At 64.2% G+C, this 26789-nt stretch carries 21 protein-coding genes and 1 pseudogene; 9 read left to right on the top strand and 13 right to left on the bottom strand.

The window, feature by feature from the left end; genetic code table 11:
* Nucleotides 1–118 precede the first annotated feature (118 nt).
* Nucleotides 119–1060 carry an AraC family transcriptional regulator gene (locus EDE08_RS19290; RefSeq protein ID WP_165936040.1) on the bottom strand — a complete coding sequence of 314 codons (942 nt, stop codon included), beginning with the start codon at nucleotides 1058–1060 and terminating at the stop codon, nucleotides 119–121.
* A gap of 345 nt (nucleotides 1061–1405) precedes the next feature.
* Here EDE08_RS19290 and EDE08_RS19285 point away from each other — a divergent pair, with 345 nt between their 5' ends.
* Both EDE08_RS19285 and EDE08_RS19280 read left to right on the top strand, forming a co-directional pair.
* Nucleotides 1406–4270 (top strand): ATP-binding protein, encoded by a 2865-nt coding sequence (locus tag EDE08_RS19285; protein WP_165936039.1) that lies wholly within the window; start codon nucleotides 1406–1408, stop codon nucleotides 4268–4270.
* Nucleotides 4271–4414: 144 nt separating this feature from the next.
* Nucleotides 4415–5176, top strand: coding sequence for an SDR family NAD(P)-dependent oxidoreductase (locus EDE08_RS19280; RefSeq protein ID WP_131870374.1), 762 nt, complete (start codon nucleotides 4415–4417; stop codon nucleotides 5174–5176).
* Nucleotides 5177–5407: 231 nt separating this feature from the next.
* Here the strand turns inward: EDE08_RS19280 and gyrB are convergent, their stop codons facing one another.
* The 7 genes from gyrB to rpsT form a co-directional block, all read right to left on the bottom strand.
* On the bottom strand, nucleotides 5408–7843 hold the full coding sequence (gene gyrB / locus EDE08_RS19275) for a DNA topoisomerase (ATP-hydrolyzing) subunit B (RefSeq protein WP_131870373.1): 2436 nt from the start codon (nucleotides 7841–7843) through the stop codon (nucleotides 5408–5410).
* 340 nt (nucleotides 7844–8183) lie between these two features.
* Nucleotides 8184–10337 carry a hypothetical protein gene (locus EDE08_RS19270; RefSeq protein WP_131870371.1) on the bottom strand — a complete coding sequence of 718 codons (2154 nt, stop codon included), beginning with the start codon at nucleotides 10335–10337 and terminating at the stop codon, nucleotides 8184–8186.
* Between the two features lie 141 nt (nucleotides 10338–10478).
* Entirely contained in the window at nucleotides 10479–11222 is a 744-nt protein-coding gene (locus tag EDE08_RS19265; RefSeq protein ID WP_131870369.1) for a hypothetical protein, read from the bottom strand.
* 109 nt (nucleotides 11223–11331) lie between these two features.
* Nucleotides 11332–12468: a DNA replication/repair protein RecF gene (recF, locus tag EDE08_RS19260; protein WP_131870368.1), complete on the bottom strand. Its 1137-nt coding sequence runs from the start codon at nucleotides 12466–12468 to the stop codon at nucleotides 11332–11334.
* A gap of 127 nt (nucleotides 12469–12595) precedes the next feature.
* Entirely contained in the window at nucleotides 12596–13714 is a 1119-nt protein-coding gene (gene dnaN / locus EDE08_RS19255; RefSeq protein WP_131870366.1) for a DNA polymerase III subunit beta, read from the bottom strand.
* 377 nt (nucleotides 13715–14091) lie between these two features.
* Nucleotides 14092–15501 (bottom strand): chromosomal replication initiator protein DnaA, encoded by a 1410-nt coding sequence (dnaA, locus tag EDE08_RS19250; protein WP_131870365.1) that lies wholly within the window; start codon nucleotides 15499–15501, stop codon nucleotides 14092–14094.
* A gap of 1218 nt (nucleotides 15502–16719) precedes the next feature.
* The gene (rpsT, locus tag EDE08_RS19240; RefSeq protein ID WP_035704405.1) at nucleotides 16720–16986 is read right to left on the bottom strand and encodes a 30S ribosomal protein S20; all 267 of its coding nucleotides are present in this window, start codon (nucleotides 16984–16986) and stop codon (nucleotides 16720–16722) included.
* 423 nt (nucleotides 16987–17409) lie between these two features.
* Between rpsT and EDE08_RS19235 the strand changes: the two genes are divergently transcribed.
* Both EDE08_RS19235 and EDE08_RS19230 read left to right on the top strand, forming a co-directional pair.
* Nucleotides 17410–17727: a hypothetical protein gene (locus tag EDE08_RS19235; RefSeq protein ID WP_028178126.1), complete on the top strand. Its 318-nt coding sequence runs from the start codon at nucleotides 17410–17412 to the stop codon at nucleotides 17725–17727.
* A 127-nt stretch (nucleotides 17728–17854) separates the two neighbouring features.
* The gene (locus tag EDE08_RS19230; RefSeq protein WP_131870363.1) at nucleotides 17855–18595 is read left to right on the top strand and encodes a polysaccharide biosynthesis/export family protein; all 741 of its coding nucleotides are present in this window, start codon (nucleotides 17855–17857) and stop codon (nucleotides 18593–18595) included.
* A 150-nt stretch (nucleotides 18596–18745) separates the two neighbouring features.
* Here the strand turns inward: EDE08_RS19230 and EDE08_RS19225 are convergent, their stop codons facing one another.
* From EDE08_RS19225 to EDE08_RS19215, 3 genes are all read right to left on the bottom strand, one after another.
* Complete coding sequence (locus tag EDE08_RS19225) at nucleotides 18746–19417, bottom strand: dienelactone hydrolase family protein (protein WP_131870362.1); 672 nt, start codon at nucleotides 19415–19417, stop codon at nucleotides 18746–18748.
* 173 nt (nucleotides 19418–19590) lie between these two features.
* The gene (locus tag EDE08_RS19220) at nucleotides 19591–19926 is read right to left on the bottom strand and encodes a hypothetical protein (RefSeq protein WP_131870360.1); all 336 of its coding nucleotides are present in this window, start codon (nucleotides 19924–19926) and stop codon (nucleotides 19591–19593) included.
* 3 nt (nucleotides 19927–19929) lie between these two features.
* Nucleotides 19930–20715: an alpha/beta fold hydrolase gene (locus EDE08_RS19215; protein WP_131870358.1), complete on the bottom strand. Its 786-nt coding sequence runs from the start codon at nucleotides 20713–20715 to the stop codon at nucleotides 19930–19932.
* A gap of 306 nt (nucleotides 20716–21021) precedes the next feature.
* On the opposite strand from EDE08_RS19215, the gene EDE08_RS19210 reads away from it, so the two are divergent.
* A complete protein-coding gene (locus EDE08_RS19210; RefSeq protein ID WP_131870356.1) occupies nucleotides 21022–22116 on the top strand; it encodes an HD domain-containing protein in 1095 nt (364 codons plus the stop codon).
* Between the two features lie 130 nt (nucleotides 22117–22246).
* Here EDE08_RS19210 and EDE08_RS19205 read toward each other — a convergent pair whose 3' ends face one another.
* Both EDE08_RS19205 and EDE08_RS19200 read right to left on the bottom strand, forming a co-directional pair.
* Nucleotides 22247–23827, bottom strand: a complete 1581-nt coding sequence (locus EDE08_RS19205; RefSeq protein ID WP_131870355.1) for an AMP-binding protein — start codon at nucleotides 23825–23827, stop codon at nucleotides 22247–22249.
* Between the two features lie 137 nt (nucleotides 23828–23964).
* Nucleotides 23965–24375, bottom strand: a complete 411-nt coding sequence (locus tag EDE08_RS19200) for a VOC family protein (protein ID WP_131870353.1) — start codon at nucleotides 24373–24375, stop codon at nucleotides 23965–23967.
* 119 nt (nucleotides 24376–24494) lie between these two features.
* On the opposite strand from EDE08_RS19200, the gene EDE08_RS19195 reads away from it, so the two are divergent.
* The 4 genes and pseudogenes from EDE08_RS19195 to EDE08_RS19180 all read left to right on the top strand — a co-directional run.
* Complete coding sequence (locus EDE08_RS19195; RefSeq protein ID WP_061879874.1) at nucleotides 24495–25469, top strand: Bug family tripartite tricarboxylate transporter substrate binding protein; 975 nt, start codon at nucleotides 24495–24497, stop codon at nucleotides 25467–25469.
* Nucleotides 25470–25618: 149 nt separating this feature from the next.
* Nucleotides 25619–25897: a DUF3551 domain-containing protein gene (locus EDE08_RS19190; protein WP_131870351.1), complete on the top strand. Its 279-nt coding sequence runs from the start codon at nucleotides 25619–25621 to the stop codon at nucleotides 25895–25897.
* 92 nt (nucleotides 25898–25989) lie between these two features.
* The gene (locus EDE08_RS19185; RefSeq protein ID WP_165936038.1) at nucleotides 25990–26442 is read left to right on the top strand and encodes an ArsR/SmtB family transcription factor; all 453 of its coding nucleotides are present in this window, start codon (nucleotides 25990–25992) and stop codon (nucleotides 26440–26442) included.
* 8 nt (nucleotides 26443–26450) lie between these two features.
* Nucleotides 26451–26786, top strand: a pseudogene (locus tag EDE08_RS19180) (SRPBCC family protein); the annotation flags it as partial.
* Nucleotides 26787–26789 lie beyond the last annotated feature (3 nt).

The raw sequence follows: 26789 nt of genomic DNA, 5'->3' as shown, positions 1-26789 counted from the left end.
ACCTATTGCGAGATCGCATGGCGAATTCGCTGCATATCGGCCAAGCCGGATTGCGCCAGGCGGCGGGCAGGGCGCCGTTCGACATTTGGGTCACTCTCCGCTGTCGTACGGAAGTACGCTAAACGGGTCCGGGAGCGGCCGTGCCGCTCGCCCGCGTTCGCCAATGAGCAGGGGTCTCACCGGTGATTTCTTTGAACACGGCCGAGAAATGTGCCTGAGTGCAGAATCCGACCGCGAGCGCGATTTGGACCAAAGGCGCCTCTGTGTTCAGCAGCGCCTTCGCGTGTTCGACCCGTTGAGCCAGCAGATATTCGTGGGGGCGGTATCCCGTCGCGGCCCGGAACTGTGCAGCAAAATGCATACGGGAAAGTCCGGCGACTCGAGCCAGTTCCGGAAGCCTTATCGATCGATGAAAATTCTGTTTGACGTGGTCTTGGACGCGCCGAAGCCTCCAGTTTGCCAGGGCTCCGACCTTGGTGCGTGGAAATTCGAGGCGCGTGAGTCGCATCGCCAGCGTTTGTCCGATGCAGCGGGCGAACGGCTCGTCGACCGGTTCGCCGCGTCCGAGCAGCGGTCGGGTGAGCTGTCCTGCGAACATATCGCGAAGCAGAATAAGGTCATTCAGATGCTGAGTTGGGCGACGCTGCGCGATTGGCGGCCGATCTGTAAAGTATGAGTCTGGGACGTGGAAATGCAGGAAGTCGCAGGGTGCATCGAAGCGTGCGACGAGCCGCTTTGAGGGAGCGCTGACATACAACGTGCTTTCCGGCATGATGCCCTCGAAGATTGTTCGCTGTTCTGCTGTCAACTTGATGCGCGTCGTCCTCAACGCCACGCCAATGAAGTAGTGATCACTGGGGGTGACCGCCTCCTCGATGCGAGACGCGGTTCGGAGATCGAGCCAGCGCGAAACGGTGATGTCCTGGGCCAGGGACGCACCAATTTGTTCCGGCCTGCGCCACGCCCGCTCCTCCAAAGGATATCCTCGCGGATGTCTCTTGTCGCACAGCGCGGGGTGATGACCGTGTTCGGGGGGGACCGCATGCATGTCGTCGCGCATCCTGGCTCTCCTCTGTTCGCTTGTACTTGCGATACCGAGTGGATTTAGCCCGCACTTGCTTCCGAAGGCGCGTTAGCTCCTCTTAAGAAATGTTGGATTCCGCTAAATCGAATGCTGCGACCGTCCGCCGCAGGCGTGAAGTTCAGTTAACTCACACAGAGCCGGTCCTTCCAATATCCGAGTTCAATCAGTTGCTTGCGATGATGGATAGTGGAACGCAGGTGATGGCCGCCAAAGCATGGAACGCGAAGACGCTACCCGGCAGGCCGGTTCGCACATACATTTGCGAAGCCGGTAACTGCGCCCAGCCGCTCAAGTTGGAGACGCGCCATCAGGTGAAGCGGGATGATGTCGAGCAGTACTCAGGCGTCTATCAGTTCCGATGCGATCATTCTCTTTGGCGACTTCCAGCTCGATCGCAGGCGTCGCTTGCTTCTCAAGGATGGAAATCCCGTACGAATTGGGTCGCGCGGCCTGGACATTCTGATCGCGTTGACCGATCGCGCGGGCGAAGTTGTCAGCAAGCGTGATCTCCTCGAGTCGGTGTGGAAGGGTGTTGTGACCGATGAGGCGGGCCTGAGGGTACATATGTCGACGCTTCGCCGGGCTTTGGGCGATGGCCGGAATGATGCGCGCTACATCGTCAACGTCGCAGGCCGCGGATACAGTTTCGTTGCCGCAATCAAGCGGACTCACACGAGCCTGGCGTCCTCGTCGGATTTCAACTCGGCTGACCGGCTGGGTCGTCAATTCCTGTCGCATCGCGGGCTCTTCGTCGGCCGCGACGAGGTCGTTCTCAGTATAAGCGGGCTTCTCGTGAGTCGACGGTTTGTCAGTATCGTGGGCGCCGGCGGCATCGGCAAGACGGCGGTCGCGGTCGCCTTGATCGCGCGGTTGCGAGCCGAATTTGGCGACGAGAACGTCGCCTTCGTCGATTTTGGCGCGGTGCTCGAGCCTGGCTTGGTGCCTGGCAGCGTGATTTCGGCGGTTGGCTGCACATTGGGGGGATCCGATCCCGTCGCCGAACTGTCAAGCTTCCTTGCAGATAAGCGCATGCTGGTCGTCTTCGACAGTTGCGAGCACCTCCTCGATCCGATCTCGCTCCTGGCAGACCGGCTATTCCGTGAGGCCCCCTTCGTCCATTTACTGGCCACCTCGAGGGAGCCGTTGCATGTCGAGGGTGAGACGGTGCATCTGCTCAGTCCGCTCGCTTACCCAGTGGAGGAAGTTCCGACGGCGGAGGAAGCCTTGGCGACGCCGGCCGTGCGTCTGTTCATGGATAGGGCAGCGTTCAGCGGATTCACCGAAGATCTAACCGACGCCGATGCGCCGATCGTTTCGGATATATGCCGGCGGACTGACGGAATTGCGCTGGCGATAGAGCTGGCCGCCAGCCGCGTCGGAAGTTATGGGATCCGTGGCGTTGCAGGCCTCCTGGCGCAAAATGCGGAGATGGCATTACCCATCAGACGCAATGTTTCTCCTCGACATCGAACGCTTCAAGCGATGCTTGACTGGAGTTACGATCTGCTCGCAGAAGACGAAAGGCGAACGCTTTCGCGCCTGTCCGCTTTCGTCGGTCTGTTCACGATGGAGGCGGCCTGCTTCGTCGCCGGCGAAGAAGAGAGCGACCGGGCAGCTATCGCTTCGACCCTGGAGAGACTGGTCGACAAGTCTCTGGTCTGGGTAAGACCGACCGACGAAGCGGTCTTTTACCGCCTCCCCGATACGACGCGCGCCTATGCTGCGGCGAAGCTCAGCCAATCCGAAGACGTCGAGCCGATTGCCAGTCGCCATGCTCGCTACTTTGCTTCCTTGTTCAAATCACTTGCTCTCGAGCATGGCGCGTATGCCGAGATCGGGCGCCATGCACCACACCTCGGGAATGTACGAAAGGCGCTCGAGTGGAGTTTCTCCAGCGAGGAGAATCGCAAGACCGGGATTGAATTGGCGGCCGATGCTGCGCCCTTGTTTCTTGGTCTTTGGCTGCTTGCGGACTGCAGCCACTGGTCGCGCCTTGCCTTGACCGCGATCCAGGATATGAGCGAGATGCCGCTCCGGGAGGCGCGCTTGCTGGAGGCGTTCGCTGTCGCTTCCATGCATATGTGGGGCAATACGCAGGAGGTGAAAGATGCGATCCAGCGTGGGCTGGATCTGTACGAAGCGGGCGAGCAAGGATTGGCACAACTTCGCCTTCTGGCCGGCCTCAACCTCTTCCTGACGAGGATTGGCGACTTTGATGGCGGGCTGGCGGCCGCCGAGAGATGCAAAGCCGTGGCGGATCGGAGCGGATCGATCAGCGATCGGGTCATCTCCGAATGGATGCTTGCCGCCGCCTTGCATCTTGCCGGTCATCAAGCCGATGCCATCGCCCATTGCGAACTGGGGTTTGAGCTCGAGGCCACCAGTAGCCGCCTCGACCTCAATTTGTTCGGCTATGATCACCGCCTCCGCGCGGAGCTTGCGTTGGCACGATCGCTTTGGCTCAGAGGGACGGCAACGCGCGCGTGCGGGTTGGCCGTGGCGGCTCTCCATGAGGCCGAAGGGTTGTCACCGCCGAGCAACTATTGCATGGCTGTAGTCCATGCTGTCCCTATCCTGCTCTGGAATGGCGACACTGAAGTCTGCGCCGAGCATATAGATCGCGCAATCGTGCAGGCTGAAAAGCACTCTCTCAAGGCGCTCGCAGCCGCTGCCCTGGCGTTGAAGGGGGAGTGGCTCACGATGACGGCAAAACCTGCAGCCGGCGTGGAAACATTGCGCCAGGCTTTGAAACTGCTGTACCGCGAACAATTTCGCATGCTTACGTCCGCTGCTGCGCAGGCCCTGGCAGATGGATTGGCACAGAGCGGAAGGTTGGTCGAGGCCCGAACGACGATCCAGACGGCGATCTCTTCAGCACAAAAGATGGGTCAGAAGTTTTCAATGCCCGGCCTACTGCGCACGCAGGCACAAATAATCATGAGAAGTGCGGATGCCCAGCCCGACAAGGCAGAGTCATTGCTGCGAGAGTCGATCAACTACGCAAAGAGCCAAGGCGCGTTGGCATGGGAGTTGAGGGCTGCGCTCGCATTGGCCCGGCTACTGATCGTGCATGGGCGTGTAGCGGAGACGCGCGCAGTTCTCGAGCCGGTCTTGGCGGCTCACGAGGAAGATTCCGGCTCATCGGATCTCCTGGACGCAACGGATCTTCTGGCGCGCTTGGCGTGATCGGGAAGAATCCGGCATGAGCGGTCAGGGGAGCCGCGGCGGCTTTTCATTTCCTTGCAGTTCATAACACCTTGAGCGTCCAAGTCTGGTCCATATTCCTCCTCTCCGCAAGACCGCTTGAAAAAGCAAACGGCAGGAGCAGCGATGGAACAGGACCGCAGAATCGCCGTCGTGACGGGCGGCAGCCGCGGCATCGGGCGGAGTACGGTTCTCAGTCTGGCAAGGCGAGGTGTTGACAGCATCTTCACCTTCAAAACTGCTTTTGCTGAGGCCGATGCGGTTGCAAGAGCCGTTGAGGAGATCGGTCGGAGAGCCATTCCTTTGCAGCTTGATCTCGCGGAAGCGAGCAGCTTCGACGGTTTCGTACTGCAATTCCGCGAAGCACTTGGAGTTCTTGGCGCCACACGTTTCGATTATCTCGTCAACAATGCCGGGATCTCGCATCGTGGCGGGTTGGAAAGCACGACCGAGGCAGAACTCGATGCGATCTATCGGGTGAATTTCAAAGCAGTGTTCTTTCTCACTCAAAAGTTGCTGCCTCTCATCAAGGACGGCGGCCGTATCGTCAACATGTCGAGTGGGCTCGCCCGAATCCTCGTGCCCGGTAGCGGGCCGTACGGTGCGTTCAAGGCTGCGATCGAGGTGCTGACGCGATACCAGGCAAAAGAACTCGGCGCTAGAGGCATCGCGGTCAACGCGGTCGTCCCCGTGGCGATCCGAGCTGATTTCAGTGACGATATGGTCTGGGAAAGTCCCGAACTGAATGCCCAGGGCGACAACGTGTCCGCGCTCGGCCGACCGGGTGTACCGGAGGATATCGGTTCAATGATTGCTTCTCTGCTGTCCGATGAGAACCGTTGGATCAACGCGCAGCGCATCGAGGTTTGGGGCGGGATGGCCATCTAGCAGCCTTGCGGTCCCACCAAGAATGCCGTCGAGCCCGTTGCCCGCCATCGGACTCGTCGCGACCCGGGTCGGAACGTGCAGCATCCGCTGCGTGGCCGAGCTATTGGCCAAAAGCCATCCCGGCCCCTAAAGCGCGATGCGATTAGGATGAATCGTCATCGCGCTTTAGGTTGTCGTTCAAGCATGATCTTTCCGGAAAACCGCTGCACGCTTTTCCGGATCATGCTTTAGTTAGATATCGATCGTCGCGCTGAGCGAGTGTTCCTGGATGAAGTCGCGGCGCGGCTCGACCACGTCGCCCATCAGCTTGGTGAAGATGTCGTCGGCCTCGTCGACCTCCTTGACCTTCACCTGGAGCAGCGAGCGTGCATCGATGTCCAGCGTCGTTTCCCAGAGCTGTTCGGGGTTCATCTCGCCGAGACCTTTGTAGCGCTGCAGCGTGACGCCCTTGCGACCAGCGTCGGTGACGGCCTCGAACAGGTCGACCGGGCCGTAGACCATGTGCTCGACGTCCTTGCGCCTGAGCTTGCCGGGTCGGGCATAAACGTCCTGGAGCTTCCCGGTGTATTCGTCGAGCTTGCGCGCCTCGACCGAGCCGAGAAAGGCGTCGTCGATGACGGCGGTTTCCTTGACGCCGCGCACCGTGCGCTCGAACTGGAAGCCCTGACCTTCCACGTACTGGCCGATCCAGCCGCGCTCGACCTCCTCGGACTGATTGTCCAGCCGGCTCGCGATGTATTGCGCGGCGGCCGCAGCCTTCGCCGGATCGCCGTAGATCGCCTTGTTCAGCACGCCGGTGATGGCGGCCTGCTCGATCACCTTGCGATTGTAACGGCTGTGCAGATTGCGCAAGACGCTGCGGACGACGCGGGCATCGTCGACCAGCGAACGCAGGTCGCGGCCGGTGCGATCGCCGCCGGCGCCGGGAAGGAACACGCAGTCGTCGAGGCCGGTGTCGATCAGATAGTCTTCCAGTGCCCGCTCGTCCTTCAGGTACTGCTCGGACTTGCCTCTGCTGACCTTGTAGAGCGGCGGCTGGGCGATATAGAGATAGCCGCCGTCGATGATGTCTCGCATCTGGCGGTAGAAGAAGGTGAGCAGCAGCGTGCGGATGTGAGCGCCGTCGACGTCGGCGTCCGTCATCACGATGATCTTGTGATAGCGCAGCTTCTCGATCGAGAATTCGTCGCTGATGCCGGTGCCGAGCGCGGTGATCAACGTGCCGATCTGCTCCGACGAGAGCATCTTGTCGGGACGCACGCGTTCGACGTTGAGGATCTTGCCGCGCAGCGGCAGCACCGCCTGGAATTCGCGGTTGCGGCCCTGCTTGGCGCTGCCGCCTGCCGAGTCGCCCTCGACGATGAAGAGTTCGGACTTGGCCGGATCCTTTTCCTGGCAGTCGGCGAGCTTGCCGGGCAGCGAGGAGACGGAAAGCGGGCTTTTGCGGGTCAGCTCGCGCGCTTTTCGCGCGGCTTCGCGCGCCGCCGCGGCCTGGATCACCTTGCCGACGATCATCTTGGCTTCGCCCGGGTGCTCCTCGAACCAGGCCTGGAGCGCCTCGTTGAGGACGTTCTCGACCACGGGACGCACTTCCGAGGACACCAGCTTGTCCTTGGTCTGCGACGAGAATTTCGGATCGGGCACCTTCACCGACAGCACGGCGGTGAGGCCTTCGCGGCAATCGTCGCCGGTCAGCGCGATCTTTTCCTTTTTTGCATTGGCCTCGGCATAGCCGTTGACCTGGCGCGTCAGCGCGCCGCGGAAGCCGGCGAGATGGGTGCCGCCGTCCCGCTGCGGGATGTTGTTGGTGAAGCACAGCACGTTCTCGTGGTAGCTGTCGTTCCACCACAGCGCGGCCTCGACGCCGATGCCGTTGGCTTCCGCGCGCACCATGATCGGCGCCGGCACGATCGCCTTCTTGTTGCGGTCGAGATATTTGACGAATTCCTCGACGCCGCCGGAATAGTGCATCTCCTCGCGCTTCTCGACCGCATGACGCATGTCGGAGAGGACGATGTTGACGCCGGAATTGAGGAAGGCGAGCTCGCGCAGGCGGTGCTCGAGCGTGGCGAAATCGTATTCGATGTTCTTGAAGGTCTCGGTCGAGGCCAGGAACGTAACTTCGGTGCCGCGCCTGCCCGGCGCGTCGCCGACCACCTTCAGCGGTGCGACGGCATCGCCATGGGCGAACTCGATATAGTGCTCCTTGTTGTCGCGCCAGATGCGCAGGCCGAGCTTGCTCGACAGCGCGTTGACGACGGAGACGCCGACGCCGTGCAGACCGCCGGAGACCTTGTAGGAGTTCTGGTCGAACTTACCGCCGGCGTGCAGCTGAGTCATGATGACCTCGGCCGCCGAGATGCCTTCGCCCTTGTGGATGTCGACGGGAATGCCGCGGCCGTCATCGCGCACGGTGACGGAATTGTCGGAATTGAGGATCACTTCGACCCGCGTGGCATGGCCCGCGAGCGCTTCGTCGATCGCGTTGTCGACGACCTCGTAGACCATGTGGTGCAGGCCCGAGCCGTCATCGGTGTCGCCGATATACATGCCCGGGCGCTTGCGGACGGCGTCCAGACCCTTGAGCACGCGGATCGATTCCGCCCCGTATTCGCTCGCGGTGGAGGGCTCGTTTTCGGCAGCAGGCTGCCGAGCAGGTTCTGTCATGAGAGGCCTTCGAGATGTCGCCCGAATCAGCGGCGCAAAAGGCGCTGATTTGTGAGGCTATTTGTGCCACGAAAGACCGCTTGCGCCTAGCGCAAAGTATCTCCCGGCAACCCTTTGAACAGATGGGGTTTTTAGGCCGATTTTCAAGGCTTTTGAAGGGCGATTTCCGGCACTGCAAAAAGCCCGATTCGAGGGCTCGTTCCGGGTCCTGTGAGACGTGGATTTTGCGGGTCGGGAACGGGTGGTTCCGGGTTCCTGGTCACTGGTCGGGCCACCGGCTCGGGGCACCTCTCCCGCAAGCCTGCCAGCGGGAGAGAGTGCACCGCGGCGTGGTGTCGCCTCAGTACATCTGGAGCGGCAGCACGTCCCCGCCTGGCCCCACCAGGAGGCCCCAGGCCTCGCCGGCGGCAACGGTCAGCGCTTCGGTGCGGGCCGGGCGTCCGGGCAGCCGTAGCGCGTACTGGTACTTGCCGGGCGGCAGGTCGAGCATCGGGCCTTTCGGCGATTGCGGGCCGCCGGCGCCGGCCGCGATCTTCACCGTCTGCTTGTTGATCGTCAGCGAGGCTTCGCTCGATCCCATGTTTCCGAGCATAAGCCGCGCCTGGCCTGCCTTCGGCATGATGTCGGCCTTGGCCGCGGCATCCGAATTCTTCTGCGCCAGATCGACCGTGGTCTCGCCCTTGGCGCGGCCGAGCTTGAGCACGGCCGGGCCTTGTGGCGAGGTGAATTCGATCTGCGCGCGTTCTGCGGACACAGTCGCGCCGTCGGCCTTCTCCTGCCAGCCGAGCCTGGACAGCTCAGCACGGTAGAAGGCGAGGACGTCGCCGAGCGGGGCCGGGATGCTGGCCGCCAGCTCGCGGCGGAACGGCGCCTCGTTGCCCGGCATCTTTGTGGTGGCAAACGATTTTAGCGAACGCTGTGTCGGCACGGGCAGTTGGGACTCGGGATCTGGCTTGAGCGGCTCGGACGATTTGGCCTGCACCTCCACCTCCGTGCCGGGCGCAGGCTTGGCCGCTTCCGTCACCAGACCCGATCCGTTGGCGCGGACATTCACCTTCGGGCCCATCTGCATCACGGTCATCGAGATCGACTTGCCGCCCCTGGAGAACGTCATCACCGCCATGTTGGGCTGGTTGATGACGGAGGGCTGCTCCTTCCAGCCCGAGCTCTTCAGCGTCGTGCGATAGAACATGCCGAGCGCCTTCACGGTCGACGTGGACGAGAATTCGAGCCGGCCGTCGCCGCCCTCGAACGTCACGCCCTCGGCGGTCTCGGGCAGCGGCACCGGCGTCTTGCTGTCGGCGCGCGCATTGAGCGGCGCATCGGACAGGGAAGCCGCCTGTGCCTTGCGCCTGGCCTCATCAGCGGCAATGAGCTGCTGCGCCGCGCCCAGCGCATCGCCAAGGAATTTTTCGTCGGCCTCCTTCTTCGCCTTGGCGCGGGCGGCAAGCGCGGAGTCCTTCACCTGCGCGGTCAGGCTGATCATGGTGAAATCGTATTTGCGGCCGAGCCGCAGCACGGCGGTTTCCTCTGCCGAGGAAATCCTGATCGCGACCTCGTCGCCGGGTGCGAGGGGCGCGCTGCCATCCTCCTGCCAGCCACGCGCGGCGAGCTCGCGACGATAGAAGGCGAGCACGGCAGGCAGCTCGGCCATCGCGGCCGCCGAGATCTCGCGCTTGTTGGAGCTTGCGCCGCCGAGGCTCCGCGCAGATTTGGTCGGCTTGGGGCGCGGCAGGCCGGCCATGTCGTCGTCGGCCTGAAGCGCCTCCGGCAGCGCGAACGGCGCCACCCGGATCTCGACACTGGTCCTTCCGTCGTCGCGGCGCGTCAGGGTCAGCATGACCGGCTTCTGCTTGTAGAACTGCGTCGTGTCGCCATCGGGATGGTCGTAGAAGACGCGCATGCCGTTCGGGACGGTCTCGGCGAGATCGGCGTTCGGCCAGCGTGCCGCAGTCTCGGGCGTGAGCTTGCGCCAGCCCATCGTTGCCATCTCCTTGGCGAAGAAGGCCGAGGTCGCATCGAGCGCGCCGGGCGCGACGCAGCCGAGATAGGGCCGGGTCTCGTCGAACACGAGTTCGGTCGCGCCGTCCGGAAACGGCACATTGGAATAGATCCGGTTCGGCGTGTAGGACACCGCGGACTGACCGCGGGCCTGCGTGAAGGAGGCACGGAGCCCCTGCCGTCCCTTCTTGAAGGTCAGCGTGGAGCTCTTCTCGTCCAGCGGATACACATAGGGCACCCAGCCGTCCGCGCTCAGCAGCTTCTTCGTCGCGTCCGACGCGGCGGCAACCCCGCTCGGCACGGTGTACGTCACACGGTAGGTGTCCGGGCGCGAAGTATCCTCCACCGCGCCGTCCAGCCGCGGCAGGGTATGGACGTCGACGATGCCTTCGTCGGCCGCGCTCGCGGGATGTGGGGCGCTCGCCATCGCGAGAATGCAGGCAAGCAGCAGCCATCTTGCCGGGGCTTGCGCCCCGCGCCGGATCATCGGCATCGTCAAAGCTCCGGATTTGGGCGCGGCTTCATGTCCGCGCAATTGCAGGCTGCGACATCATCGGCGCGGCCTCAGACGAGAAGTCGCTGCAGGAACCGGCCAGGTTCAACAGGCGGCGCATGAGCTGCGCGCAGGCAGGGCTCAATACAGCTGGAGCGGCGGCCACGCCTCTCCGTCGCGTCCGACCGTGAGCTCCCAGGTATCGCCAGCCGTGACGGTGAGCACGTTCGTGGTGGCCGGACGGCCCGGCACGCTCAGTGCGTAGGGATATTTGCCGGGCACGAGGTCCAGCGCGACGGCATTGGCGCCGGCGGGGCGCGGGATGGTGCGCTCGCTGATCGCGAGCACGGCTTCGTTCTCGCCGATGTTGCTGAACACCAGCTTGGCCTGGCCGGGTTCGGGCAGGACGTTCGCCCGGGTTGCGACATCGGAATTCTTCTGCACGAGACGGACCGCGGTGCTGCCGTCCTTGCGCTCGAGCTCCAGCGTTGCCGGCCCGATCGGGGAGACGAAGGCGAGGCGCGCGCGATCGGCGGTGACCGTCGCGGTGTCCTGCCGCTCCTGCCAACCGAGCTTTCGCAGCTCGGTTCGATAGAAGGCGAGGACGTCGCCGAGCGCCGCGGGCACGCGGGCTTCGAGCCGGGTCCGGAGCGGCTCTTCGAGGCCGGGCATCACGGTGGTGTGGATCCCACGATAGCTGTAGCGGGTTGGCGCAGGCAGCTTGGCAGCCGGATCCAGCGTCAGCGCGGCCGAGAACAGCGGCGGCAGGTTCGACACGAAGGCGCCGGCGCCTGCCGCGAGCAGGCAGCTTGCGAAGAGAGCGAGGCCGCACGCAACAAGCTGCCATCGTGCCGGAGCTTGCGCCCCACGCTCCACCGTCGCCATGCTCATGCTCCAAGGATATCGCGCGTGTCTGAAATCCCGCGCGATGGCGGCGTCCAGCAGCCACAAGCAGCTAGTCGCTGATGGAAACGGGCGGGTTCAATGTGGCGGCCTACCTTCGGGCCGAGACTCGTCCGCTCTCGACGTCAAAGACTTCGCCGCCCGCGCCGATCTCGGTGAACGCGGCAGGATCCGCGCCGGTCAGCCACACCTGCGCGCCGAGCTTCTTCAGCTCCTCGAACAGCGCCGCACGGCGGTTCGGATCGAGATGCGCGACCACTTCGTCGAGCAGCAGCAGCGGCACGATGCCGGTCATCTCGGCGACCAGCGTCGCATGTGCGAGCACGAGCCCGATCAGCAGCGCCTTCTGCTCGCCGGTGGAGGCGTCGCGCGCCGGCATGTTCTTGGGCGCATAGACGACCTGCAGATCGGTGAGATGCGGGCCGTCGGTGGTGCGGCCGGCGATCGCGTCGCGCGGGCGGTTGTCGCGCAGGATCTGGCGGTAGCGATCCTCGACCGAGGTCGCGGTCTCCGTCAGCAGCGCGTTCTCCATCCAGCCGTCGAGCGCGATTTGCGCAGACGGGAACGCGGATTCCTGCGCGCGCGCGTTGAGCATGCCGGTGAGCCTTGCCGCGGTCTGGCCGCGCGTGGCCGCGACGGCGACCGCAAGCTCCGTGGTCTCGCGCTCGATCGCGTCACACCAATGGTCGTCGTAATTGCGCGTCTCAAGCAGGCGGTTGCGCGAGCGCAGCGAGCGTTCGAGTGCGTTGATCCGGCTGGAATGCTCGCTGTCGATCGCGAGCACGAGGCGATCGAAGAAGCGCCGGCGCTCCGAGGCTGCGCCCATGAATAGTCCGTCCATCGCCGGCGTCAGCCACACCATGCGGATGTGGTCGCTGAAGGCGCTGGCGGAACCCACCGGTTCGCGGTCGATGCGGCAGCGCCGGCTCGCCGAGCTGTCAGCGCGCGGCGCGTCGATGCCGGTGCCGAGCGTCGCGAGCCCCAGCGCGCCCTCGACCTGCGCCGCCACCGCCCAGGAGCCGTCGCCCTGGTTGTCGGCAACGTCCTCCAGCGTCGCCCGCCGCAGGCCGCGCCCCGGCGACAGGAACGAGATCGCCTCGATGCAATTGGTCTTGCCCGCCCCGTTCGGCCCGACCAGCGCCACCATGTCAGCCGCCGTCTCGAGCCCCGCCGCCCGATAATTGCGAAAATGCGTCAGCGTCAGGCGATGAATGCGGGAGGGGGTCATGGGATCCGCTTTTCGTCATGCCCGGCCTTGTGCCGGGCATCCACGTTCTTGGACTCCGAAGACGTGGATGGCCGGGACAAGCCCGGCCATGACGGATGTAGTTGATAGGTCGGGATGTTGGTAGGTCTCACACCCGCATCGGCATCAGCACGTACAGGGCGCTCTTGTCGTCGCGGTCCTGCACCAGCGTCGGCGAGCCGGGGTCGGCGAGCCTCAAGGTCGCGACGTCGCCTTCGATCTGGGCGGCGATGTCGAGCAGGTAGCGGGAGTTGAAGCCGATATCGAGGGCATCGGAAGCGTATTCGACCTCGAGCTCCTCGGTCGCGCTGCCGGAATCCGGGTTGGTCACCGACAGCACCAACTTGCCCGCCGACAGCGACAGCTTGACCGCCCGTCCCCGCTCGCTGGAGATCGTGGAGACGCGGTCGACCGCGTTCTCGAAATCCTTCTTGTCGACGACGAGCTCCTTGTCGTTGCCTTGCGGGATGACGCGGCCGTAGTCGGGGAAGGTGCCGTCGATCAGCTTCGAGGTCAGCACCACGTTACCGATGGTGAAGCGGATCTTGGCTTGCGACAGCTCGATCGTCATCTCGGCGTCGGTATCCTCGATCAGGCGCTGCACCTCGCCGACGGTCTTGCGCGGCACGATCACGCCGGGCATGCCCTCGGCGCCCTTGGGCTGCACCAGGTCGAGCTGGGCGAGGCGGTGGCCGTCGGTGGCGACGCCGCGCAGGGTGGCGGCCTTCGGCGTGCCGGCGGCGTGCAGATAGATGCCGTTAAGGTAGTAGCGCGTCTCCTCGGTGGAGATCGCGAACTGGGTGCGGTCGATCAGCCGCTTGACGTCCTTGGCGGCGAGCGAGAACGAGTGCGACATGTCACCTGCGGCCAGATCCGGGAAATCGTTCTCCGGCAGCGTCTGCAGCGTGAAGCGCGAGCGGCCGGCGCGGATCGCCAGCACGGCGCGGTCGCCGTCGGCTTCCAGCACGATCTGCGAGCCATCGGGCAGCTTGCGCACGATGTCGTAGAACATGTGCGCCGGCACGGTGGTGGAACCGGCGGTCGCGGTTTCCGCCGGCAGCGTCTCCGTCACTTCGAGGTCGAGGTCGGTCGCTTTCAGCGACAATTTCGCGTTCTCGGCACGAACCAGCACGTTGCCGAGGATGGGAATCGTGTTGCGGCGCTCGACCACGCGGTGGACATGGCCCAGCGACTTCAGGAGTTGCGCGCGTTCGACCGTAACCTTCATTGCACTACTCGCCCGATCCCCAAGGAAAACACAGCGTTGAGACGGCCGGGCGGCGGGACGCGCGCCACGGCACCGAAGACCCCGAGAAGCCGGATCATCCACCCGATATGACCAAAGCCGTCAGGGTCGCGCAAGGTGGCCCGGATGGCCACCGGATTCAAGGGATTGGCGCCAGTTCCCCACGATTTACAGGCAGTTTCGGCTGTCTCAAGCCGTCATGCCCGGGCTTGTCCCGGGCATCCACGTTCTTGGTGCCGCAGGGTAGGGCGTGGATGGCCGGGACAAACCCGGCCATGACGCTGTGGGGCCGCCGGTGTGCGCGAGCCTCCTCGACGATTGACCCGCCGCAGGCGGGGAGAGGCCAAAGAAGTAGGCCCTTACTCCTGAAGCTGGCGCTTCAGCGACTCGACCTCTTCCGACAGCGCGGTGTCCTTCGAGACCAGCGCCTCGATCTTGCGCACCGCGTGCAGCACGGTGGTGTGGTCGCGTCCGCCGAAGCGGCGGCCGATCTCGGGCAGCGAGCGCAAGGTCAGCGTCTTGGCGAGATACATCGCCACCTGGCGCGGGCGGACCACGTTGGCGGTGCGGCGCGAGGACAACAGGTCGGAGCGGCTGACATTGTACTGCCGCGCCACCACGCGCTGGATGTCCTCGATCTTGATCCGCTTCGGCTCCTGCGGCCGGACCAGGTCGCGCACCTCGTGCTCCGCCATCTCCAGCGTCACCGGCCGGTTGTTGAGCTTGGAATGCGCGAGCAGACGGTTGATCGCCCCTTCGAGGTCGCGGCCGTTATGAGTGATGGTGCGCGCCAGATAGTGCAGCACCTCCTCGGGCACCTCGAACGTCGCATGATGGGCGCGGGCAGCTGCGACGCGCGACTTGAGGATGCCGTGGCGCAGCTCCTCGCCGAGCGAGCCCATCTCGACCACGAGCCCGCCTGCGAGACGCGAGCGCACGCGGTCATCGAGGCTTTCGAGGTCGGACGGCGGACGGTCGGCTGCGATCACGACCTGGCGGCCGGCGTCGATCAGCGCGTTCAGCGTGTGGCAGAATTCGGCCTGCGTCGACTTGCCCTGCAGGAACTGCAGATCGTCGATCACGAGCACGTCGATGCCGCGCAGCGCTTCCTTGAAGGCCAGCGCCGTCTGCGTCTTCAGCGCGGCGACGAAGCCGTACATGAATTTTTCAGCGGTAAGATAAAGCACCTTGCGCTCGTTGCCGGAATTGCCGGCCCAGGTTACCGCCTGGAGCAGGTGCGTCTTGCCGAGGCCGACGCCGGCATGGATGTAGAGCGGGTTGAACATCACGGGGTCGCCGCGGCGACCCTCGGCGACCTGGCGCGCGGCCGCATGCGCCAGCGTGTTGGAGCGGCCGACGACGAAGCTCGCGAAGGTCAGGCGCGGATCGAGCGGCGAGCCGCCGAGCGCGTCGTGATTGGCCGAGACCGGAGCGGTCGCGGTCGAGCGCAGCTCCGGCGTCGGCGCGCGGCGCGCCTCGACCGGCGCGGGCACATCTTTCGTCTGCACCACCGGGCGCACAGCGGAACGAACGGTGAGATCGATGCGATGCACCTCCGGCATCTCGGCCTGCCAGCACGACAGCACGCGCTCGGCGTAGTGCGCCTGGATCCAGCTCTTCAGGAAACGCGTCGGCACCGAGAGCCGCACGCTCTCGTCTTGCACGCCTTCCAGATCCATGCGTGCAAACCAGCTCGTGTAAACGTCCTCGCCAACGCTCGAGCGCAGCCGACCCTTCACGCGTGACCAGCGATCCTGTTCCATTGTCATCGTCAGAAAACTTCTCTCGAGAGATATAGTTGCGTGGTGAGCGCCATGCAGGGTTCCTGCCACGGTCCCTGAAGTGGCGCGACCTCAAGCGAGTCCATCGTCAGGCATGGCTCGACCGTTCGGCGCGGACGCCGCAAGTCGGATCAGCGATGTCTGGGATGGAGGGGTCGCGAGGTCAGCGCGTACTCGGCGCTTCGTCACACGCGGGAGGCGGGAGATCCGACGGAGCTGGAACGGCATCGTTGGAATAGGAAACGTGCTTCAATACCGCGTTGAGTCCGTAAGACATGATACCTCCCCGTCCTGCCGTGATCACTCACGACAGGGTCCTGCGTGTCCTGAAGACAACCGCGCCGTACTCCTGTCGCGGATGCCTGCCCAATGTACTGGTCGTCCGCTCGACTTCGCCACCTTGCGTGCCGGGATAGCATTGCGATGTCTCTCCTGTTGCGCTGGGCGCGAGCGAGAAGATCCCGCTTGGAGACATTCAGACAAACAGCTACCATTCCCATACTGCTATGGGTTTTGAACCGACATCGCTTGTTGAAGCGTCGCCTACGTGCACACCGCCGCCGATTTGCACGTTCGCCCCGTTTCCTAAACCGCACTGGTCTGAAGATCGTGGGCGCCGCTGACGACTTAAGGAATACACTAAGCGGAAAGACTCGCAACGAAATTGATTCACACTTGAGGCGTCAAAAAACTTGACCTCGGTTAACGCCGCGCGCGGGTTGTTCACAGGCTCCGAAGCAAGTTTTTGAATCCGTGCACAGAATCGAGAATGTCGCGCGGTGTGTGACAATTTTCGGCCACCGCCAAAATTTTTTAACAAATTCGTCACGCGCCGGACGTGTGAGCGAATTTTCCAAATGCTTGTCGCTGCTATGTTGATAAGTGATTATTGGTGCATCGCTTTTCGAGACTCGTTTTGCAGGGTAACTCCACGGCACACGCGGTCCAGTGAATCTACGGTGTGCAGAACTCTCGTTGCCGCCGATTCAATTCGTGCCCGCGGCGCAGGGGTTTTTGCAACGCGGTGAAGCTTCCGCCGTTGCACGTCGTCGGCAAGATAACGCAGACGGTGTGTCCACGATCGAACGTCGCTTGACCGCTTGCGTGAATATGACAGTCAACAAAAAAGCCCGGCGCGATGCCGGGCTGTTTGACGCGCTGACCGGATCGACCGATCAGATGATGTCGCGAGGCTACTTCGCGAGACTACTTGGCGAGCTTGGCGATCTGCGCGGTGAGGCGCGAGACTTTGCGGCTGGCGTTGTTCTTGTGAATGATGTTGCGCTGGGCGGCGCGCATCAGAGCGGGCTCGGCAGTCGCGAGCGCCTTCACGGCAGCGGCGCGATCGCCGGTCTTGATGGCTTCCTCGACGGTGCGCACGGCGCCGCGCATCTGGGTGCGGCGCGACTTGTTGACGGCGGTGCGGCGGGCGATCTTGCGCGTCGCTTTCTTGGCGGAAGTGGTATTGGCCATGGTCTCAATGTCCTTTGCGGGTACCGGTCGCGTCTTGGTCGGGTAGCGCCGGCTTGCTTGACCGCGTAATCGACGCTCGGATTTAGGGTGTTCGGTTGCTGGGCCGTTCCTGGAACATGAGCGACGGCCTTGCGGCTGTCTCTGAGGCTCCAAAGAGTCTTCAAGCTCGAGAGTGGCTTCAAGCTCAAGGTGCCTGCAACTGCTCAAAGAACAGCGGCGGCAGGATTGCGCCCACCGCCAATTGGCGCCCTTATAGAGAGGCTCGTTCGCACCGTCAACGCTTTCGGGAGGCCGAGATCCGGCCCTTGACGGTCCGGATCTGTACCGTAACGCCCTGAAGAGGTTGAATTTCTGCCGTCGTCCGGCTATTGGCTGGCAATGTTCCAGGAGGTCATCCGACCGGACGACCATCGTAGGTGAGGCATGATCCGCGGCTTTTTCCGACTGATTGGGCTGTTGCTGCTCGCCGGCGGGTTCATCTTCATGGTCTATGACGGCGCCCGCTGGGTGGCCGACCAGACCCTCAGGTTCACCCGGTTCGGCCAGTTCTGGAACGACATCAATCAGGCCAGCCAGGCGGCGTTCCGCACCTGGGTCGAGGCCAAGGCCCCCTGGCTCTGGACCTCGGTGATCCGCCTCGTGCTGGATCAGCCGGTCTTCGCCGTGCTCGGCATTCTGGGTATCCTGCTGATGATCCTGTTCCGCCCGCGCAAGCCGTTGATCGGCTATTCCCGGGATTGATCTCGGCGTGAGCGTGTAGTCGAAGGACGCATCTTGCTTACCCTCCAGGGGAGGGTAAGACACTCAACGCTTTATTAACCATAAGCGGTGCATCACTGGAGCTGTCTCGTTTCGAGGGATGGGTCCGGTGCCGGTTGCACGCGCGTTTCGATGGTCGAACTTGGCGTCCTTGGCAGCGTCCGCCGCGCTCGTCCTTGGCGGCTGCATGCAGACGACCGGTCCCGTTGCGGTGATGCAACCTCGTCCCGATCTCGACTCCATGGCCTATGGCCAGCCTTACGCTGCGCCGCAGCCGGTCGTGGTTGCCAACAACGGCGGCGGCGCCATCGCGGCGCTCAGCAACTCCTTTGCCGCTTCGCCCGCACCCATGCCGGTCGGCTACGCCGCGCCGATGGTGGTACGCAATGGCACCTCCTACCATCTCGACGCCGGCGACAAGCTTCGCGTCGTGGTCTACGGCCAGGAAGGCCTCACCAACAGCTATGCGATCGACGCCGGCGGCTCCATCACCATGCCGCTGATCGGCGCCGTGCCGGCGCGCGGCCGCACCACGGCAGGTCTGGCCGGCGAGATCGCCGCGCGCCTGCGCAACGGCTACATCCGCGAGCCGTCCGTGGCGGTCGAGATCGAGGCCTATCGTCCGTTCTTCATTCTCGGCGAGGTCCTCGCGCCCGGCCAATATCCTTACGTGCCGAACATGACGGTCGAGAGCGCCGTCGCCATCGCCGGCGGTTTCTCGCCGCGCGCCAAGCGCGACCTGGTCACCATCACGCATACCGAGAACGGCGGCGCCATGCGCGCCGTGGTGCCGCTCGGCACCCCCCTCAGCCCGGGCGATACCGTGTTCGTCGGCGAGCGCTGGTTCTAGGTTTCAGCCCGAACCTTTCCTTCGTCATTCCGGGGCGCGCGTAGCGCGAGCCCGGAATCCATTCCTCGACCGGCTCTGACGCCCGATGGATTCCGGGCCTGCCCCGCTTCGCGCCGCATCCCGGAATGACGGTGGAGAGAAGCGCGCGCTCTATTTCAAATGCTTCGCGAAAAAATCCATGCTGCGCGGCCAGGCAATGTCGGCGCTGGCCTTGTCGTAGCTGGCGCGCTCGTCGCAATGGAAGCCGTGCTGGGCCCTCGGATAGATGAAGACCTCGACGTCGGGCCGTTTCGACTTGATGGTCTCGACATCGGTGAGCGGGATGCCGGCATCCTTCTCGCCGAAATGCAGCTGCGTCGGCACCTTCGGCGTCTCGTCGGCAAAGCGCACGACCGCGCCGCCGTAATAGCCCACCGCGGCCTTCAGCCCCGACAGCCGCGTCGCCGCGACGAAGGCGACGCTGCCGCCGAGACAGAAGCCGATGATGCCGACGGGGCCGACGCTCTTTGCGGCATCGATCGCGGCTTGCGTGTCGCGCAGCATCGCGGCCCAATCCGGATTGGCGACGAACTTGCGCGCCTCCGCGATCTCGTCGGGCGAATAGCCCGACTGGAAATTTGGCGACGTCCGGTCGAAGATCGACGGCGCGATCGCGACATAGCCTTCTTTGGCGAGGCGGTCGCAGACCGAGCGGATGTGGTGATTGACCCCGAAGATCTCCTGGATCACCACCACCGCGCCCTTCGGCGTGCCGGAGGGGTCAGCGCGATAGGCTCCGAGCTGGAAATTGTCGGAGGTCGTCAGTCTGATGTCCTGTCCCACGCGGGTTGTCCTTCTTGGTTGGTCTTCGATCGGCAATTTCAGCTCTCACCCCTCATCCTGAGGAGCGCGCCCTTCGCGCGCGTCTCGAAGGATAGAGGCCCTCGACGCCTCAGCCGGGCCTTCATCCTTCGAGACGCTTGCTGCGCAAGCTCCTCAGGATGAGGGTAGATACCTCACTCCCACATCCAGTTCTCGCCGTAGTCCTCCTTCCATCCTGCCAGCCGGCCGTGACGGAATTGCAGGAACAGGCGGTGACGGTAGGGGATCAGTCCGCTGCCGCCGATGTTGCGCAGCGCGAGATAGATCTCGTTGCCCGGACGTCCGCGGACATATCGCAGCGGCTGGCCGAGGGCGCGCGCGGTTTGCTCCGCATCCATGCCGAAGGCGAGCGGCGTGTTGTTCGACAAGGTCGCGACGAAGGGCTGGCGCGGCGGTATGGCGCCGAACGGCTCGGCCTGCGCGGATATCGACAGCAACATCGCGCCCGCAGCCAGCATCATCAGCTTCATCGCCTACGTCCTTGCTTGATCGACCTGTGCCGGCAAGTTGTTCAGGAAAGGCGCGACCGCGTCAACAAAGGCCTTGGGCTGATCGATGTTGACGGCGTGTCCGGCCGCGGGGATCACGACCTTTTGTGCGCCGGGGATCTTTGCCGCCATGTAGTCGGACGCGGCGAGGAACGGCGTGTCGTCGGCGCCGACCACGATCAGGCTGGGCACCTTGATCTCGGGCAATAGCTCCATGACGCGCGCATCGCGCTGGGTCAGCATGCCGCGCGCGGCAAGCGCCAGCCCGCCGGCATTGCGGTGGCTCGCGGTGGCGCGCTCGCGCGTCGCCGATTTCAGCATCTCGAGGCCTTCGCGGTCGAGCCTGTCAGCGGTGGCAAGCGCCCGCGCGTTCCAGGCTTCGCGCGCGTCGTCCTTTTTGAACCCGGGACCGGTGTCGATGATCAACAGCGCGCGGACCCGCTCCGGGTGGGTGCGATAGAACGCGAGCGACATGTAGCCGCCGAGCGAGAGACCGCCGATGATGGCGCGCTTCGCTCCGACCGCATCGAGGATCGCCGCCATGTCGCCGACAGTCAGCGCTTCGCTGTACGCGCTCGGATCATCGGGATAATCGGACTGGCCGTGGCCGCGCATGTCCCACAAGATCAGCTTGTGATCCTTCGCGAGCGCAGCGACCTGCCCATGCCACATCGCCGAGGTCGAGGAATAGCCGTGCGTCAGCAGCAACGGCGGCCCCTCGCCATGAACCTCATAGTAGATCCCGACGCCGTCCCGATTGATCTCAGGCATTGTTTCCACCCCTCTTGTTTCGCGTTCATTCTAGCCGGGATGATTTCGATCGCGCGACACGTCCTTGCGCATGAGCCCGTTGTTGTCTCGATAGCCTTCCTCCGCCGCTCGAAAAAGCCCAGCATTTACAATGGCCGTTCTACTGTGCATGGGGTTGTTTTCGCCGCTGCCGTTCCGGCCCTGGAACCGAAATCCCTAAAATTGCGCGCGATTCCCAAGGGTTCCATTGAGCACGCCTCTTAAGGGCCGGAGAACCTGATCCGGCCTAGGCTGACGCCAAATTCCGTCCCGTGCCTTGGGGAAGTCATGAACGCCTCAGCGAAACCCGCCGCCAAACGTCGGCTTCTGCTCGCCTCCGATCGCAGCGACGAGAGCAGCGAGCTCGCCAGCATTCTGAAAGCGGTCGGCGAAGTCTCGACAGTGACGACGGAGGCCATCCCCGCCCAACCCGCGCGCGATCTCTCCGGTCTCGTGGTCGACATCAACCTGCGCTCGCCCGAGAGCGTGCAGCGGGTCCGCAACAAGCTGCGCGGCGATGCCTATCGCTCGATGCCGCGGCTGTTCGTGCTCGCGGACGCCCTGCATCACGGCACCATGCAGGCATGGGCGTTGGGGGCCACCGACACCATCTCGCGGCCGCTTCAGCCCGAGGCCATCCTGCAGCGCATCCGCGCCGCCTTCCCGGACACTGCCGCCTATGACGCGACCGATCGCGGCAAGACGCTCAACCGCGGCGTCGAGGCGGCGCACGTGGTGCTGGTCAGGATGTTCGAGAAGATGCCGCTCGGCGTGCCCCTGACGTTCGACGACGTCATTGCGGCCGAGAGCAAGATTCTGAAGGCGATCAAGCATTCCTCGCTGCGCGAATGGCTGACCACGGTCGGCTGCCACCATGTCGGCAGCTATCGCCATTGCCTGTTCGTCACCGGCTTCGCCGTCGCCTTCGCCCAGCATCTCGGCATGCGCGAGGATGACCAGCGCCGCCTCACCCGCGCCGCGCTGCTGCACGACGTCGGCAAGGCCTTCGTTCCCGCCGCGCTGCTCGACAAGCCCGGCAAGCTCACCGACGAGGAGATGGAAGAGGTGCGCCAGCATCCGCGTCGCGGCTATGAAGCGCTCGCCGCGCAAGGCGGCTTCCCGCCGGAGATGCTGGATGTGGTGCTGCATCATCACGAATTCCTCGACGGCTCCGGCTATCCGAACGGCCTGTCGTCGAACCAGATCAGCGACATCGTGCGGCTGACGACGATCGTCGACATCTACGCCGCCCTGGTGGAGAAGCGCGCCTACCGCATGCCCTTCACTCACTCCCGCGCGTTCACGATGATGGAAGGCATGGGCGGCAAGCTCGACCAGCAGCTGCTGCAGGCGTTCCGGCCGGTGGCGCTGGGATCGTTCTAGGCGAAATGCCGTAGGGTGGGTTAGCCTCGCGGCTGCGCGAAGCGCAGGCGCCAGGCGTAACCCACCATGCTTCCGCGTTTGTCGAACGAAGTTGGTGGGTTACGCCTTCGGCGAACCCACCCTACGAATTTCACCCCACCATCTTCCTGAGTTCCGCCTTCGCCACCTTCTCCAACGTCGACCGCGGCATGTCGTCGACGAATCTTATCTCGCGCGGCACCTTGAAGTCGGCGAGGCCCTTGCGGCAGGCGGCCATCACCCTGTCTTGCAGGTCGGGCGCGGCGCCCGCGACGCCGCCCTGCGGGATGATGAAGACGACCGGCACCTCGTCCAGCATCGGATGCGTCTTCGCCACCACCGCCGCCTCGCGCACGCCCGGGACCAGCGCGATCACCTGCTCGATCTCGGAGGCCGCGACGTTCTCGCCGCCGACCTTCAGCATGTCCTTGGCGCGATCGCCGAACTTGATGTAGCCGTTCGGAAGCCGCTCGACGCGGTCGCCGGTGAGAAAGAAGCCGTGCTCGTCAAAACTCTCGCGCGTCGCCTTCTCGTTGTGCAGATATTCGGCGAACAACGACAGGCCGGGAATGCCCTTGATCGCGAGGTTGCCGGTGCCGCCGACTTCCGTCGGCCGGCCGTCGTCGTCGGTGATGCGGATCTGGTATTCGGGCGCGGCGCGGCCGATCGACATCGGGATGTTGGGCTGATCGACCTCGCCGACGATGCCGTGGGTGATGGTCTCGGTCATGCCCCACCAGCCGATCACCTTGACCCCGAAGGCGGCAAACGCCGGCGGCTCGTTGATCGCCGTGCCCCACAGGCGGAATTTGTGGTCCTTCGGGATCTCCTGCTCGAGCAGGGCCTTCATGCAGAACGGAATGGTCGAGGTCCAGGTCGCGCCGTGCGCGCGCGCGACGCTCCAGAACCGGCTGGCGGAGAAGCGCGGCTGGATCACGCAGGTGCCGCCGACCCACAGCGTCGCCAGCATGGAGTAGGCCAGCGCATTGGTGTGGAACAGCGGCAGGTAGGTCTGGTGCACGTCGCTCGCATGCAGATCCTCGTGCGCGGCGTTGATCTTGGCACCCCACAGCGCATTGGCATGGGTCCACAGCACCGCTTTCGGCCGCGACGTGGTGCCGGAGGTGTACTGCACGCTGCAAGGCGCCAGCGGATCGGCCGCCCGCTGCGGGCGGTCGGCGCTGTCGGCAAACAGCGCCTCGAAACTGTCGCCGCGCGAGACGGCCTGTGCGGGCGCCGTGCCGGCATCATGCGACGTCACGGCCATCCAGCGAATGTTGCGGCAGTTCTGCGCGACCACTTCCGCATAGGCCGGCTGCGTGATCGCGGCGACTGCGCCGCAATGATCGGCGAAATACTCGATCTCCGCCGGCGCCGAGCGGGTGTTGGTGGTGACCGCGATGGCGCCGAGTTCGACACAGGCAAACCAGGCCAGCATCGCCTCGATGCAATTGTCCAGGTGAATGAGCACATATTCGCCGGGCTTGACGCCACGCCTGGCCAGCCCTGCCGCGAGCGCACCGACGCGCTCGTGAAATTCGCCATAGCTCCAGTGCGGCGCCGGCGCGTCGAACGGCGCCCAGATCAGGAACGGATGGGAGCTGCGCGCCTCGGCGCGCATCCTCAAGAGCCAGGGCACGTCGAGCCCGTCGAAGGGGCCCACGATTCCGGCAGCGGTTTTCTGGATAGCCATGTGTCCTCCCGTGCAGCCTGCATCTTGCCGGCGGCTGCTTTTTGATGATTGCGTCTTCCTGCCATCCAATGGCGTGGGACGCAAATTGGGGGACAGTCCGCAATGACGGTGCTTGGGGCGGTGCGGTCCTGTCGGCCTCAATCCTCGTACGACGAGATCTCGATCAAGCTGCCATCAGGGTCCCTGCAATAGACCGAGCGCAGCGTGCCGCGCGCGCCTTGCCTCGGGCCTGGGCCTGCTTCGATGGCGACGCCATGTGCCTGCAAATGCGCCACCACCTCGTCCGGTGTGGCCGAGGTGAGAAAGCACAGATCCTCGCTGCCGGCGGTCGGGTGGCCGGCGGTGAACCACTCCACTTTATCTGCATCGCGTTGCCGGACGTTGATCTTCTGGTTACCGAATTCAAGCAAAGTGCGGGGCGGCTTGCCGCCGCCAGGATCGAACAGCTTGACTTCCATGCCGAGAATCTTGCGATACCACTCCGCGGTCACCGCGACATCGGTGACATTGATCACGAGATGATCCAGGGCGTGAACCTTGATCTGCATGTCTCATCCTTTCGTCGTGATGCGCGCTGCGCACTTTGCGCCTGTGGCAGGCTTTGTTACAACCGACGCGACCTTCAAGCTATCCGACTTTCAAGAACAACACTGGGAGAACCCTTGAGATGATCACTCGCCGTACCGCGCTGGGCCTGCTCGCCGCCAGTCCGCTTGCAGCCACCCCGCTGTCGAAGGCCCTTGCCGCCGATTACCCGGCCCGTCCGGTGAAATGGGTGGTCGGCTATCCGCCGGGCGGGGCCACCGACATCCTGGCGCGGCTGCTCGGCCAGCGGCTCTCGGAAAAGCTCGGCCAGCAATTCGTGGTCGAGAACAAGCCGGGCGCCGGGAACAATATCGCCACCGAATCGGTCATCAATGCCGAGCCCGACGGCTACACGCTGCAGCTGGTCAACCCGGCCAACTACATCAATGCCTCGCTCTACGCCAACTTGAAGTTCAACTTCGTGCGCGACATGGCGCCGGTCGCCTCGTTCCAGCGTGTGCCGAACGTGATGACCGTCAACAAGGACGTGCCGGCCAAGAACGTCGCCGAGTTCATCGAATATGTGAAGGCCAATCCCGGCAAGGTCAACATGGCCTCGTCAGGCAACGGCACCTCGGTGCATCTGTCCGGCGAGATGTTCATGGCCATGACCGGCTGCAAGATGCAGCACGTGCCCTATCGCGGCGCTGCGCCCGCGATCACCGACATGCTGGGCGGCCAGGTGCAGGTGATCTTCGACAACATGCCCTCGATCATCCAGCACATCCGCTCCGGCTCGCTGCGGGCGATCGGCGTCACCACCGCGCAGCGCTCGCCGCAGCTGCCCGACGTGCAGGCGATCGCAGAGACCGTCAAGGACTACGAGGCCAGCGCGCTGTTCGGGATGGGTGCGCCGAAGAACACGCCGAAGGAGATCATCGCCAAGCTCAACGCAGAGGTCAACGCGCTGATGAAGGAGCCCGACATGGCCAAGCGTCTGGTCGAACTCGGCGGCGAGCCGCGGGTGCAGACGCCGGAGGCGTTCGGCGAAGAGATCAAGGCCGAGACCGAGAAGTGGAAGAAGGTCGTCGAGTTCGCCGGCCTGAAGGTCGAGTAGCGATCTTGTGATGATCGAGATGGAGCCCTGCCGTTCGGCAGGGCTTTTTTCTTGCGCGCACGATTCCGTTGATCTGGAATAAAAGGGCGCAGCGAAACCTGATGGAATGTGGGGCCGTATCTCGCGTCACCAAGAGAGGAATTCGAATCATGCGCATGATGCAATTGGCGCTGCCGGCGCTGGCCACCATGGTTCTCGTCGGTTTCGCCGCCAGCACCCCCGCCACCGCGCGCGATTATCCCTGGTGCGCGCAGGGCGGCGAGTATGATTATCCCGGCGAATGCGCCTACAGCACCTATGAGCAGTGCCAGGCCAGCGTCTCCGGCCGCCTGCTGTTCTGCGATCGCAATCCTCGCTTTGCCTACGGCCAGCAACAGGACCCGCAACCGCGGCCGCACCGGCGCACGCGGCCTGTCACTCCGTACTGATCGCGCTACGCTCGCCGGATCAGGCAGTCGTGCGGACCCGTGCGAACGGGTTCCTGCTTGACGCCTTTCCGCTCGCGTCTATACTAAACCACATGGTTAAGTATAAGGACGAGACGCTGGACCGGACCTTTGCGGCGCTGTCCGACCCGACACGGCGTGCGCTGCTGGCACGCCTCGGCGAGCAGGACGGCCTGACGGTGAGCGAGCTGGCGGCCCCGTTTCCGGTCTCGCTGCCGGCGATCATGAAGCATCTCGACGTGCTCACGGATGCCGGCCTGATCATGCGGGAGAAGACCGGGCGCGCAGTCGCCTGCCGGCTCACCGCGCAGCCGATGGAGCAGGCGATGAACTGGCTCAATCGCTATGCGCAGTTCTGGTCCCACAATTTCGATCGCCTCGCCGCCTTCGTGGAGCAAGAGACATGGCCAACGCAGCCGCCAATGCCGCTGAACGCCCGGCAGAACGACCGAGCCTCACGCTCACGCGCCGGCTCCGCGCGCCGCCCGAAAAGGTCTACGCCGCCTGGACGCAAGCCGCGCAGCTAGCGCAATGGTTCGGGCCGCCGAACATGAAGCCGGCGACGCTTCAGGCCGAGCTCGACGTCCGCGTCGGCGGCCGCTACCGCATCAGCTTCATCCGTGACGACGGCGAATATTTCGAAGCCGGCGGCCTCTATCGCGAGGTGGTGCCGAACGAGCTGCTCGCGTTCACCTGGGCCTGGCATTCGACGCCCGAGCGTGAATCGCTGGTGACGATCTCACTGAAGCCGGACGGTGCCGGCACCTTGATGGTGTTCCATCACGCCCAGTTCTTCGACGAGACCGCACGCGACAACCACCGGCGCGGCTGGAGCTCGTTCCTCGACAAGCTCGACGCCTTCGTCGCCTGACGC

The organism is Bradyrhizobium sp. R2.2-H (assembly GCF_004346455.1).
In the GTDB taxonomy this organism is placed as follows: Bacteria; Pseudomonadota; Alphaproteobacteria; order Rhizobiales; family Xanthobacteraceae; genus Bradyrhizobium; species Bradyrhizobium diversitatis.
The sequence above is the reverse complement of the archived record's forward strand: the minus strand, read 5'-3'. Positions and strand labels throughout refer to the sequence as shown.